A 12820-nucleotide genomic window follows, 5' to 3' on the forward strand; every position below is an offset into this window, starting at 1 on the left:
TTGCTTACTTTTCTTGGCGAGACAAGAAAAGTGAGCGGCTGCCGGGCCGCCCCCGGCGCGTTCTCCCGACCGGAGAATGATAAGTATTAAGCTAGAGCGCAGAACAGCAATCCGTGCAGACTACCCAAAAACCAAAACCAAAAACCAAGCCCGCCAAGACAAAAAACCAAGCAAGATCAACCAGCAACAACCAACGATCCGCGATATTCCGCCAGCCATTTGGCAAACAACTGTGCTTCAGCTCCCGCCTGAAGATTGATCCCGAGATAGTAAGGTGCGAGGGGCAGACGCAAGGAGGGGAAGGGGCAGACCAAGCGACCGGAACGCAGATCATTGTCTGCCAGCGACAAAGGAGACAAGGCCACACCCAGTCCATCCACTGCTGCCTGCAACACGAAATGTACGTGATCGAAATGCAGCATGGCCTGCGATCGAGAGCGCTTCAGTCCTGCCAGCTTGCGCCAGTCCTCCCAGTCATTGCGCCGACTGCGCGACACCAGCACAGTATGCTGCGCCAGCCCTGATACATCCTCCAGCGGCATGGACTGCAACAGAGCAGGAGAAGCCACCAGCACCAGCTCATCCTCCATGAAGCGCTGCACCTTCAGCGTCTCAGGCCAGTTCGTCTCCCCTCGCCGGATCGCAATGTCAAATGAAGAGCCTGCCTTGCCCACCGTCGCCGTACTGGTCACCACCTGCGGTGCAATCCCCGGATAATGCTCCACGAAACCGGACAAATGCGGAATCAGCCAGCGCACCGCAAATGACGGCCGCACATTGATCACCACCGTGCGCGTGGGGGCGTCGCGCATCACCCGCCGCGCCGCATTGGCCAACATCTCCAGCGCCGGGCTGGCTTGCTCGAAGAACTGCCGGCCACGATCAGTCAGCAGTACCTGCCGCGTACGCCGCTCGAACAAGGGCATGCCAAGGTAGCCTTCGAGATTCTTGATCTGGCGACTGATCGCGCCATGCGTGACATTGAGCTCCTGTGCCGCCAGCGTGAAACTCTGGTGACGGGCCGCCGCCAGAAAGGCGCGGATGGCGTTGAGCGGAAGTGTGAGATCGGCCATGCGTGAGATATTATCACGCATGGCTGGAATTAATATCGTTTGTCAGCGCCTGCCCATGCGGCGCATCATCGGTCTTCATGACCACGCCAGACCTCCGCCAGGCCGACCTCGATTCCCGCCACGCCGCCATGTCGCTCTCGGCCGCCTTGCCCTGCGATATCGTCCTCTACCTGCTGCTTCCCATGTATGCCGCCCAGTTCCACGTCAGCCTGGCCGAGGCCGGCGTGCTGCTGGCGGCCAACCGACTGGTGCGCATCGCCGGCTATCGCTGGGTCGCCAGCTTTTACGCCCGACGCGGCGACCGCCCCACCTGCACCCTGGCCGTGTGCGCGGCCATCCTCTGCGCACTTGGCTACACGATGGCCAACGGCTTCTGGGCCCTCCTGCCGCTGCGCCTGCTGTGGGGCATGGCCTTCGCCGGACTCAACCTCTCTACCCAGGCCATGTCCACCGCCAACCCGCACGGCGCCGCCCGCCGCTCCGGACGTTCGCGCGGGGTGATCGCCATTGGCCCCATGCTGTGGCTGCCCACAGCCGCACTGCTGGCGCCGCACATCGGACCACGCATGGTGTTCGCCCTGGTCGCCACGACGGCGATCCTGGGTCTGCTGGCCGCCCGCCGCCTGCCGCAGCACGCCTATGCGCCACCGCAGCCGCGCCGCTGGAAATTGCCCAATGCACTGGATTGGTGGTCCTTCCTCGAAGGACTGACGCTCGATGGTCTCTTCATCGTCGGCCTGGCCTACATGAGCAAGCAGTCCTTCGGGGCCGATGGCGAACTGGTGGCCGGGGTGCTGATGGCCCTGCGCTATGCCGGCGAAATCGTCTTGAGCCCGCTGGGCGGCTGGCTGGCCGAGCGCTTCGGTGCGGTCAAGGTATTGGTGATCCTGTCACTGGCTACCTGTGCGGCGCTGGTCGGTTTCGGAGGCGGGCTGCTGTGGCTGTTTGCGGGGCTGATCGTGATCCTTCGTGCCTTGCAGTTGCCGCTCCTGGCCCCCATCGTCGCCGCCCGCACGCCTGCGGCGCAGCGCGTGCATGCCCTGGCCGGACGCGCCATCTGGCGCGATATCGGGGCCGGTATGGGGCCGATGCTGGCAGGCTTGCTGCTGCCGGTGATGTCGTCCCTGTGGCTCTACGGACTGGCCGCCTCGGCACTGGCGCTGGCGGCCATCGCCTGCGCACGCGCACCGGTGCCACGTTAGGGTCTGTTCACCAAGGGGATCAGGGCTGGCGACAGTCGCTGAGCATCTCCGCCTGTGAGATGTTGCTGCCCGGCGGCACGCTGTGCGTGAGCCAGACATTGCCGCCGATCACCGATCCCTGGCCAATGGTAATGCGCCCCAGCAGGGTCGCGCCGGCATAGACCACTACGTCATCCTCGACGATGGGATGGCGCGCAATGCCCTTGACCAGTGAACCATCGGCCTCCTGCGGGAAACGCTTGGCCCCCAGCGTCACGGCCTGGTACAGGCGCACGTTGCGGCCGATGATGGTGGTCTCGCCGATGACCACGCCGGTGCCATGGTCGATGAAGAAGCTGGGGCCGATCTGCGCTGCCGGGTGGATGTCGATGCCGGTGGCCGAATGCGCAATGTCGGCAATCAGACGTGCCAGCAGCGGGGCCCCCAGCTGATGCAGCGCATGCGCCAGACGGTGATAGATGATCGCGGTGGTGCCGGGATAGCACAGCAGGATTTCCGAGATGCTGGAGGCGGCCGGATCGCCGTGATACGCAGCCTGGATGTCGCTGACCAGAACGTCACGCACACCCGGTAACCGATGCGCGAAGTCGCGCGTGATGGCAGCGGCGCGTTGGCGCAGCAGCGCCTCATCGTCCACATCACTGCTGAAATAGAGGCTGCGACGTACCTGCTCGCGCAGGATCGACAGCGCAGCATTCAACTGGCTGCCAACGAAATAATCGATGGTCTCATCGGATAAATCGGTATGCCCATAATGCGTGGGAAACAAGGCCGCCTGCAGATGTTGCAGCAGCTTTTGCATCGCTTCACGCGAGGGGAGCTCGCGGATCTCGCCGCGATAGCGGATCTTGTGGGTAATCTCGCGCGAGGTGCGCAGGCCGGCCACAACGGCTGACAAGCCCAGTCCCGCCGACTCGACCGAGTCGGTCAGCGCGTTCAGTTCGGGGGTGTGAGAAGGTTCCATGCCCGCATGCTATCAAAAATGCGCGCGCGGCGTCGGGCAGGGCAAAGCAGGCAGTCAGTACCGCAAGCGTTTCGGCGACTTGCCTGGTGAGGGTTGTTCAATGGCTCACGAGATGATGTATTTGTGTCATTCAGGAAATTCCTGACACCAATGCGGGGCGACTCAGGAAGCTCCTGATACTTGGCGGAACCACAAAAACTTAAAGTCTCGTCATGCCAGTTGCGGCAAGAAATCCGAACGAAGGTCGGAGATCAGACAGCCGATCTGGGGAGCGCTTCTGCACGATTACCGGGTAGCCCTGAGGGGGGCTTACTTTTGGGCGTACTTCCGCAAGGGGGTGCGCCCTTTTTTTGTTTGTGATGCAATACGGGCTTGATCAGCGTGCCTTGTACGGGAGGAGTTTCCATGTCAAAACCGCGTTTTTCCCTGTCCCAGCTGGGGCTGCTGTGGCTGTTGTCCATGGTGCTGCTGCCTGCCGTCGCGGCGCGCGCGCAGGTTCCCGTGCCGGTCCCGGCGAGCGTGCCGACGCTGCCCGCTGCCGCCGCGCCCACACCGGTGGCCAGCGACATTACCCGCAGTTGCGCGGCCGGCAGCGGCTGTGTGCTGACCTGCCTGAACATGGCTGCCGAAACCGTCATGACCGAGACGGCCACACGTGCCGTGCGCATCATTTCCCTCTCCAACGGCAACAGCGAATTCCGCATGGACAACGGCAATGCCGGCATCAATGTCATCCTGGTCTCGCACGACAATCTGATGTGCAAGCTCAGCGGCGGCGTCTGAGGATTGCGCAGGGAGGAACGGGCGTCAGTTGCCCAGCAGTTTTTCCCGCACGGATTCTTCTTCTGCATGGCTCGCGCTGGCCCGCGCCAGATCGGACAGGGACAGCACGCCCACCAGCTGCCGATGTTCTGCCGTGCTCACTACCGGCAGCCGCGCCACGCCCAGGCGCGCCATGGTGCCGGCGGCAGTGCGAGCACTGAGGTGCGGCAAAAGATGGCCGGCATCGGGCGCCAGCAAGGCGCTGCAAGCCTGGGCCGGATCGGCCGCCTGCAAGCGCGTCAGCGCGACCATGCCGAGCAGGCGACCATTTGCGGTCACCGGGTAATGGCGATGGACATGGTCCGCTGCGCGGCATAGCGCCAGCGCCTCTGCGGCGGGCAGGGCCGCCTCCAGGGCCTGCGGTGCGGACATCAGGTCTTCCACATGCACCCGCTCCAACGGGTCGACACCGTATTCGCGGTGCACATGCAGGCCGCGTCGCGCGATCTTCTCGGTCATGATGGAGCGCTTCATCCACAGCACGTTCACGCCATAGGCCACCGACGTGGTGGCGATGAGCGGCAGGAGTGCATGGTCGGCATGGGTCAGGCCGAAGGCGAAGACGATTGCCGTCAGCGGTGCGCCCAGCACACTGCCCAGCACTGCCGCCATGCAGACCAGCGGCCACAAGCCGGGTGAACCACCCGGCAGCCACGGCGAGAGCACCAGGCCCAGTCCGGCGCCCATCATCAGCAGTGGTGCCAGCACCCCGCCCGAGGTGCCCGAGCCCAAGGCCAGCAGCCAGATTACCGCCTTCACCAGCAGCAGCGCCAATGCCGCCGAGACCAGCATGTGCTGATTCAGCAGGTCAGCGATGACGTCGTAGCCCACGCCCAGCGCGCGCGGCTGCAGCAGTCCGCCCAGGCCCACGGCCATGCCACCCAGTGCCGGCCACCACATCCAGTGCAGCGGCAGGCGATGGAAGCCATCCTCGATACGATACAGGGCCAGCGTCAGCACGGCGGCCAGCACCCCGCTGGCCAATCCGGCCAGCAGACAGGACAGCAGCGCCATCGGCGCGACCGGTGCCACCTGCAATGGAAACAGCACACCTGCCTCGATCAGCCACGGTCGCAGGAAAGCGGCGATGACACAGGCCAGCGCAACCGGCAACAGACTGCGCGGTCGCAGTTCGAACAGCAGCAGTTCCACTGCCAGCAGCAGGGCGGCCAGGGGCGTACCGAAGATGGCCGTCATGCCGGCGCAGGCACCGGCCACCAACAGGGTCTTGCGCTCGGCAGCGGTGAGGTGCAGCCACTGCGCCAGCAGCGAACCGAGCGAGCCGCCGGTCATGATGATGGGACCCTCGGCACCGAACGGACCGCCGCTGCCGATGACGATGCCCGAGGACAGTGGCTTCAACAACGCGACCTTGGGCGACATGCGGCTCTTGCCGAAGAGGATGGCCTCGATTGCTTCAGGAATGCCATGACCGCGGATCTTGTCACTGCCATAGCGCGCCATGAGACCGACGATCAGGCCGCCGATGACCGGCAACAGCACGGCGATCCAGCCCAGCGTATGGCCCGCCGGTGAGCTGGCGGCAAAGGACAGGCGCTGGAAATAGAACAGGTTGGTAAAGAGCGCAATGAGCTTGAGCAGTAGCCACGCCGCACCCGTGGAGAACATGCCGATGAGCACCGCGATGGCGCACAGCAGGGGTAGCCGTCGGTCGGCGGTGTAGTCGCGTTTGTGTTTCATGGATTGCCGTGTTCAAGGACGGTAGTGGTAGCGCAATCTTTTAGAGGGCGCATGAATAAAGGGATAGGCGGCAAATATATCACAACATGATATAAAAACGTGAGGCACGACGGGTTGGCGCTTGTATGCGCGGCACGACTTATCTGCTTTTCTTCTATGCACAGGAGGAATGATTCGTTCGCAGCGTGCGCGGGTCTGGCTACGCTGTGAGCCTCGATGTATCGACCTCAACCATGACCGATGGAGTCCCCATGCCACAGCACGAAGACACACCCCGCCACGTCCTCACCGCCTTTGAGCCGAGCCGCAAGCGTCGCCGCCTGATCGGCGCCGGGCTGGCGTTGGGCGCCGCCGCTGCGACTACCGTTTTCGGTGAGCGACCGGCGCAGGCGGCCACACGCCAGTTGCGGGTGGGTTACCAGAAGGGGGCCTTGAGCATCATCCGTGCCCATGGCTCGCTGGAGCAGCGCCTGGCCCCGCTGGGGGCGAGCGTCAAATGGGTGGAGTTCAGCGCCGGCCCGGTGCAGCTCGAAGCACTGGGGGCGGGATCCATTGATTTCGGCGATGTCGGCGAAGCGCCACCGATCTTTTCTCAGGCCGCCGGTACGCCCCTGGTCTACGTGGGGGCGACCGTGCCGCGTCCTTATGTGGAAGCGGTGCTGGTCAAGCAGGACAGCCTGCAGAAACCGGTACAGTTGAAGGGCAAGCGCATCGCCTTGAACAAGGGTTCCAACGTGCATTACTTCTTGGTCAAGCTGCTGGAAAAGCATGGCCTGCAATATGGCGACGTGACACCGGTATGGCTGGCCCCGGCCGATGCGCGTGCCGCGTTCGAGCGCGGTGCGGTGGATGCCTGGGCCATCTGGGATCCCTATCTGGCGGCGGCCCAGCAGACCTTGAAGGCGCGCGTCCTGGCCGACGCCGATGGCGTGGTCAAGAACCGCGCCTATTATTTTTCGACCCGGACGTATGCGCGCGACAATGCCGACCTCATCCGCATCGCGCTGGAAGAGCTGGCCAAGGTGGACGCCTTTGCCCAGACGCGTCCGGACGAGTACGCCAGCGAACTGGCCGGCATCCTCGGCTTGCCCAAGAGCGTCCTGGACGTGGTGGTACGCCGCTATCACTACGGCACCTTGCCCATCACCCATGCCATTCTCGACGAGCAACAGCAGATTGCCGATACCTTCCTTGATCTCAAGCTGATCCCCAGGAAGATCAAGCTGAGCGAGGCGGCACCGCCCTGGCTGGCGTAATACGTCCTCGCGCATCAGGTCTCGCCATGAACGAGGCCGCCGCAGGAGAAGCCTGCGGCGGCCTTGAGCTTGTGACTGGCAGAAGGGAGATCAGCCCTTGAACTGCAGCGCGTTGGTCAGGTCCCCCATGGGCTGCTGGCCGCGCGCGATCATGGCCTCATCACGCTGCCTGAGGCCGTCCAGCTTTTCCAGAGCAAAGGTGCGGGTGATCAGGCGCAGGATGGAGGCCGTGTCATAGACGGTATGGTCCACCGTTGCCTTGCGGGCGAAGGGGGAGATTACCAGCGCCGGCACGCGCGTCCCCGGACCCCAGCGGTCGCCCTTGGGCGGGGCGACGTGGTCCCACCAGCCGCCGTTCTCGTCGAAGGTGATGACCACCACCATGTTCTTCCACTGCGGGCTGGCCTGCAGGCTCTTGACGATGTGGGCGATGTGGCGGTCACCCGAAGCCACGTCGGCATAGCCGGCATGCAGGTTGAGGTTGCCCTGCGGTTTGTAGAAGGTCACCGGCGGCAGGCGGCCGGCCTCGACATCGGCCAGGAAACGGTTGGTGCGTGCTTCATCACCCAGACCGCCATCGCGCAGGCGCTTGTTGCGTTCGGCAGGATTTTCCGGACCCAGGTTCTTGAAGTAGTTGAAGGGCTGGTGGTGATACTGGAAATTGGGGATCTTGGGGATGCCCTTGGAATCCTTGAACTCGTCCAGCGTGGCCTGCCAGGCACCCGCATACCAGGCCCAGTCGATTCCCTTCTTGTTGAGCTTGTCGCCGATGTGCTCGTGCGTCTGCGGCACCAGCACGCTGGGCTGGTTGGGCTCGGCATAGGCCGGGTTGTTGCGGTCACGGCTCCAGGTCGGCCAGTAGGGCGGGGCCATGGTATTGACCGCATAACCGTCCGGCGTGAGTGCACTGGGGCCGAACTTGGGCGGTCCCTGCATGGCGCTGGCCGGGCTGTTCTCGGCCGGGACCAGTTCCGGCGAGAGCGGATCATTGTTCCTGGTCCTGGCTACCTGGGTGCGCGAGACCGAGTTCATCACGTTCGGATAGTAGGGGGCGGTGGCGCAGATCAGATACTGGTGGTTCAGGAAGGAACCACCGAAGGCCCCCTGGAAGAAGTTGTCGCACAGCACGAACTCACGCGCTACATCCCACAGGCGCAGGTTGTAGCGGGTATCCGCGTAGTGGCCCATGGTCAGGCCGCCGGAGTCGGCCCAGGCCACGAAGCCATCATTCTTGCCACCGTTGATCTGCATCTGGTTCTGATAGAACACGTGCCACAGGTCACGTGTGACCAGCCCCAGCGGCAGGGCCTCGCCCTGCGGACCCTTCAAGGCATAAGGGGCATTGGGCAGGTTGCTCTGGTATTGCTTGTCGGCCGGGTAGGTTACGCCTTCGATGGTCTGCTCCTGGCGCACCACGCCGCTCCATGCCGGTGGCAACTGCTTGAGCAGGGTGCCGTCGCGGTCGCGCTGCTGGTAGTCCGAGGGCTTGAGCGAGGACAGCGGCTTTTCCAGGCCGGGGAAATCGGCGAAGAGGTTGTTGAAGCTGCGGTTCTCGGCGTAGATCACCACGATGGTCTTGATGTTCTCGCGCAGGGCGCGATCCAGCGCAGCAGCCTCGGCCGGATTGCCGCTCGGGGAGAGGGCCGGTCCCTGGCCTTCGGTGGCGCAGGCGCCCAGGGCGCTGCCCGCCCCCAGTGCCGCCACGCCGCCCAGAAAGCGGCGGCGGCTGCTGTTTTGCGGGGGCGGAAGGGTGTCGTCGGCGCTCGGCTGGCTGCCGGCGATGTCGTCGTCGTGCTTGCTCATGGATGAGTTTCCTGTCGGATATTGTTGTGGGGGGGTGGCGCGTAGCGGCGATCAGGATAGCGCGACCGTATGACAGGGATGTGTCTTTTTCGTCAGGATTTTGCTCAAGAAAATGACGAAACATGCACCAAGAGACAATGAAAGACTAGGTAAAGGACGCGCTAGGATGCGCCTCATGCGTGGCCAAGGCCCTAGAATGCCTCGACCGCACCGGTTGCAGCCGCGCATCGCGCGGCCCGGCGACCGGGTCAGGTGGGCAGTTCCGGCCAGGGGATGGCGGGGACTGCTCTCATGTCAATGCGGTCTTGTCTGACGAGGGGAACATCTTGCTCAAAACTTTTCAATATCTGATCATCGGTGCGGGCTTCAGTGTCTGGATGCTGTTCATGCTGGCGCTGGCACTGACGGACCCGCTGATCTGACAGGGGGCCGGGGAGCAAGGACCGGCCTCTGCCTGCGCTCCGGATCATTTTCTCTGCAGCACTGGTTTGCCGGACCGGTTGACTGCGATGAACACCCCCATCAATCCCAGGAAGGCCGCCAGCAGCAGGCTGGCGTTGAGGATCACGCGCGCATAGCCAAGTGCATTGACGTCGATGAAGGGGTAGGGATAGAAGCCCGACAGGGCTCCGCGCCATAGCGTGATCATCAGATAGGCCAGCGGGTACACCAGCCACAGCAGTGCCTTTTTCAGCGACGCCTGGAACACCGGCACGAAAAAAATCCAATAGACGATTGCCAGCAGGGGCACCACCGTATGGAGGCTCTCGTTGACCAGTGCGCGAAAGCCGGTGGGCGTCCACAGATGGCGCAGCAGCAGGTTGTAGGCGATGCCCACGAAGGCCAGGTAGGTCACCACGGCCGAGATCACCGAGGGTTGCCGGAAGAAGCGGCTCAGGGGCGACTTCAGCGAGAGCGTCAGCGAGGTAAAGCAGAGTGCGCTCATGAGGATGGTCAGGTTGGTCAGATACATGGTCAGCCGGTCCAGGCCATCCAGTATGCCGCCGCCGCGCGCCAGCAGGCGGTTGATGGTGATGTCGGTCTGCGCCGCGAAGGCGAACCAGCTGATGAGTGCGATCAGGCCGGCGAGCGTTTGTGCCGCAGCCGAGTTGCGGCGTGCCGGGAAGAGGTGGGCGCCAAAGGAATCCAGCGATTCCGGCGAGGGAATCTTGTCGTTGCTCATGGTGTCGTCACGGGAGGTGGAGGGGCCGGCGTCGCAGCGGGGCGGGCGACATCGGCCGGGCAATGGACTCCATCATAAATCGGGCGGGCATGGTTGTGCTGGCCGGATGACATTCATTTTCAACGCTTACATCAAGACACATGGTCTCCGGGGTGCGGCGGTCGCTGCGCCTGTCCGTTCGCGAGTCGGCGCATCCATGCGCTCATTCATGCTCTTTCATGCTCATCCATTGACGTCGGGAACGAGCGATATTGCCCCGTTTTTCGAGAAGATTGCTTGGTCTTGATTTCTAAGTTTTAGATTCATTTCCATGGATGACGTCGAGCCCTGATGAAAATGGATTGATTCTCTGGAAGCCATGTCGGGAGCGGACTTCAGGGGATGATGTGTCGCCTTCAGGCGACGCCATGCTTCTAACAACTGTTACATTTTTTTTAGTTACAAGGGGTCTCAAAATATAAATAATTTGCTCTGGTTTGAGAGTGCAAAAAACGGCGCAAAAAACGGTGTTCTCACTGTTACAAATTTGCGGTGAACTTTGCAAAAGGCATCCTGCCGAATCGCACAGGTTTCTTCCTTGGCAATGTCCGGATGCGTGATGTCCGGGCTATCCATGCGATCTGCGTGGACATTCGGAAGAGCCGCTTTCGTTGACCTTGTCGACGCTACGACGCGCCGTCCACGCTGCCGGTTTTCTCGATGATCGTGCAGGGCGGTTTTGCTGCCGCACTGGCGGTGGGCGTCATGAGCTTGTCGTGCGCACCTTGCCGCACGTTTTATTTTCGCGCGTAGATTTTTACGCATCAGCACTACCATTTCAGGAGATCACATGCTTCGCTCGGAATCCCTCTTCGGCAAACGCGAAACCAGTTCGACCAATTCCCCGTTCAGCAGTGCGGGCAACGTCTCTTCTACGACAGGCGGCAATGTGACCAGCGTGAACAAACCTAGCCAATATCCTTCTTCCGTTTCCAATACCGCTCCTGCGGCCACCGAAGAGAGCGGCAGCAAGCTCACCGTCGGTCCCAACATCAAGGTCAAGGGTGAGATCGAGGATTGCGACACCTTGGTGGTGGAAGGCAAGGTCCAGGCGACCATCAATTGTCGCGTGGTGCAGATTGCCGAGCGTGGCGCCTTCAAGGGCTCGGCCGAGATCGACCTGGCCGAGATCCGCGGCGAGTTCGATGGTGACCTGACGGTACGCCAGAAGCTGGTGATCTACTCCAGCGGCAAGGTGACCGGGAAGATCCGGTATGGCAAGCTGGTCATTGAAGAAGGCGGCCAGCTGGCAGGCGATCTGCAGGTCGGCGGTGGTCACGAGCAGAAGGATCTGTTGCAGAAGACCGCATGAGCTCCCCTGCGGGTGGTGGCGGGTGCGCAGCGCCGTTCGTCATCCGATGAGGGCAGTGCTTGATGCCCGGCCAGTAGCTTGCTGTGCTGGCTGCATTTCCGGTGGGAAACCATGATGTCTGGTCGGTGCGATTTGTTGTCAAGTCGTGCCGATCTGCGGTGATTTCCGGTGCAATGACCTGGCTTTGACGTATTCGGCGTGTATTTGCGCGCGGCGGATTTGTCCGCATGGCCCGGTCGTGCGACAATAGCGCCTTTCGTCTTTTCGTCCTTTTTCCCGCTCAGTCGGGTCGGTGTCGTCCTGCGTGGCGGCGCCGGGAGGGCGCTGGCGCTTCTCGGTTTCATTGCTCAGTTCACTCATGGCTCACCCGGAATACATTCTTACCCTGTCCTGCCTGGACCAGCGCGGCATCGTGCATCGCGTCTCAGGCTTTCTGGCCGATCACGGCTGCAACATCATCGATTCGGCACAGTTCGGTGACGCGCAATCGAAGCTCTTCTTCATGCGTGTACATTTCTCCTCCGAGGATGCGGCAGTGTCGGACGCGGCGCTGCGTGCAGATTTCGGGGTGCTGGGCGATTCGCTGCAGATGAACTGGCAGCTGCATGACGCGGGCAAGAAGCCGCGCGTGATGCTGATGGTGTCGAAGATCGGGCATTGTCTGAACGATCTGCTGTTCCGCTACAAGAGCGGATTGCTGCCGGTGGAGATTCCGGCGATCGTGTCCAACCATACGGATTTCTATCAGCTGGCCGCGAGCTACAACATTCCTTTCCATCATCTGCCGCTGGCGACCGGGTCGTCCATGGAAGTCAAGCGCGCGCAGGAACAACGCATCATGGAGATCGTGGAGGCCAACCAGATCGATCTGGTGGTGCTGGCACGCTACATGCAGATCCTCTCTCCCGAAATGTGCGAGGCCCTGCGCGGACGAGCCATCAATATCCATCACTCCTTCCTGCCCAGCTTCAAAGGAGCCAAGCCCTACTATCAGGCGCATGATCGCGGGGTCAAGCTCATCGGCGCAACCGCGCACTTCGTGACCGGTGACCTCGACGAAGGTCCAATCATCGAACAAGGCGTGGAGCGCGTGGATCACTCCATGGGGCCAGATACCCTCACCGCAATCGGGCGCGATATCGAATGCGTGGTCTTGGCGCGGGCTGTCAAATGGTTCACCGAGCATCGTATCTTGCTCAATGGGCATAAGACCGTCATCTTCAACTGATCCGCTGGTTCTGATTTAGACGCCGTTCGGGGGCTGCCTGGGCGGCGTTTTTGTTTTTGTGGTTTTTGTTGATGTTGTGTTGGCTGGGTGTGTTTTTGTTTTTGCTGTTTTGGGTAGTCTGCACGGATTGCTGTTCTGCGCTCTAGCTTAATACTTATCATTCTCCGGTCGGGAGGACGCGCCGGGGGCGGCCCGGCAGCCGCTCACTTTTCTTGTCTCGCCAAGAAAAGTAAGCAA

At 62.3% G+C, this 12820-nt stretch carries 12 protein-coding genes; 5 read left to right on the forward strand and 7 right to left on the reverse strand.

Annotated features, from left to right (window positions below; all coding sequences use genetic code 11):
- Positions 1-176: 176 nt before the first annotated feature.
- Entirely contained in the window at positions 177-1073 is an 897-nt protein-coding gene (gene gcvA, locus HWE01_RS22365; protein ID WP_241822930.1) for a transcriptional regulator GcvA, read from the reverse strand.
- A 77-nt stretch (positions 1074-1150) separates the two neighbouring features.
- Here gcvA and HWE01_RS22370 point away from each other — a divergent pair, with 77 nt between their 5' ends.
- Complete coding sequence (locus tag HWE01_RS22370) at positions 1151-2275, forward strand: MFS transporter (protein ID WP_008327349.1); 1125 nt, start codon at positions 1151-1153, stop codon at positions 2273-2275.
- A gap of 19 nt (positions 2276-2294) precedes the next feature.
- Here HWE01_RS22370 and epsC read toward each other — a convergent pair whose 3' ends face one another.
- Positions 2295-3239: a serine O-acetyltransferase EpsC gene (epsC, locus tag HWE01_RS22375; RefSeq protein WP_241822924.1), complete on the reverse strand. Its 945-nt coding sequence runs from the start codon at positions 3237-3239 to the stop codon at positions 2295-2297.
- A 405-nt stretch (positions 3240-3644) separates the two neighbouring features.
- Here epsC and HWE01_RS22380 point away from each other — a divergent pair, with 405 nt between their 5' ends.
- Positions 3645-4022: a hypothetical protein gene (locus tag HWE01_RS22380; protein WP_241822925.1), complete on the forward strand. Its 378-nt coding sequence runs from the start codon at positions 3645-3647 to the stop codon at positions 4020-4022.
- A gap of 24 nt (positions 4023-4046) precedes the next feature.
- Here the strand turns inward: HWE01_RS22380 and HWE01_RS22385 are convergent, their stop codons facing one another.
- Positions 4047-5762: a chloride channel protein gene (locus tag HWE01_RS22385; RefSeq protein ID WP_241822926.1), complete on the reverse strand. Its 1716-nt coding sequence runs from the start codon at positions 5760-5762 to the stop codon at positions 4047-4049.
- 251 nt (positions 5763-6013) lie between these two features.
- Between HWE01_RS22385 and HWE01_RS22390 the strand changes: the two genes are divergently transcribed.
- Positions 6014-7018: a sulfonate ABC transporter substrate-binding protein gene (locus HWE01_RS22390; protein WP_241822927.1), complete on the forward strand. Its 1005-nt coding sequence runs from the start codon at positions 6014-6016 to the stop codon at positions 7016-7018.
- Between the two features lie 90 nt (positions 7019-7108).
- Here the strand turns inward: HWE01_RS22390 and HWE01_RS22395 are convergent, their stop codons facing one another.
- From HWE01_RS22395 to HWE01_RS22405, 3 genes are all read right to left on the reverse strand, one after another.
- Positions 7109-8821, reverse strand: a complete 1713-nt coding sequence (locus HWE01_RS22395) for an acid phosphatase (protein WP_241822928.1) — start codon at positions 8819-8821, stop codon at positions 7109-7111.
- 466 nt (positions 8822-9287) lie between these two features.
- The gene (locus HWE01_RS22400) at positions 9288-10004 is read right to left on the reverse strand and encodes a Pr6Pr family membrane protein (RefSeq protein WP_241822929.1); all 717 of its coding nucleotides are present in this window, start codon (positions 10002-10004) and stop codon (positions 9288-9290) included.
- Positions 10005-10454: 450 nt separating this feature from the next.
- Positions 10455-10619: a hypothetical protein gene (locus tag HWE01_RS22405; RefSeq protein WP_008327357.1), complete on the reverse strand. Its 165-nt coding sequence runs from the start codon at positions 10617-10619 to the stop codon at positions 10455-10457.
- Positions 10620-10833: 214 nt separating this feature from the next.
- On the opposite strand from HWE01_RS22405, the gene HWE01_RS22410 reads away from it, so the two are divergent.
- Positions 10834-11355: a bactofilin family protein gene (locus HWE01_RS22410; RefSeq protein ID WP_008327358.1), complete on the forward strand. Its 522-nt coding sequence runs from the start codon at positions 10834-10836 to the stop codon at positions 11353-11355.
- A gap of 138 nt (positions 11356-11493) precedes the next feature.
- Here the strand turns inward: HWE01_RS22410 and HWE01_RS22415 are convergent, their stop codons facing one another.
- Positions 11494-11715 (reverse strand): hypothetical protein, encoded by a 222-nt coding sequence (locus HWE01_RS22415; RefSeq protein ID WP_157174197.1) that lies wholly within the window; start codon positions 11713-11715, stop codon positions 11494-11496.
- On the opposite strand from HWE01_RS22415, the gene purU reads away from it, so the two are divergent.
- Positions 11714-12583, forward strand: a complete 870-nt coding sequence (gene purU, locus HWE01_RS22420; RefSeq protein WP_008327359.1) for a formyltetrahydrofolate deformylase — start codon at positions 11714-11716, stop codon at positions 12581-12583. The genes HWE01_RS22415 and purU overlap by 2 nt on opposite strands.
- Positions 12584-12820: the final 237 nt, after the last annotated feature.

The organism is Herbaspirillum sp. C7C8, from assembly GCF_022627875.1.
Classification (GTDB): domain Bacteria; phylum Pseudomonadota; class Gammaproteobacteria; order Burkholderiales; family Burkholderiaceae_D; genus Herbaspirillum.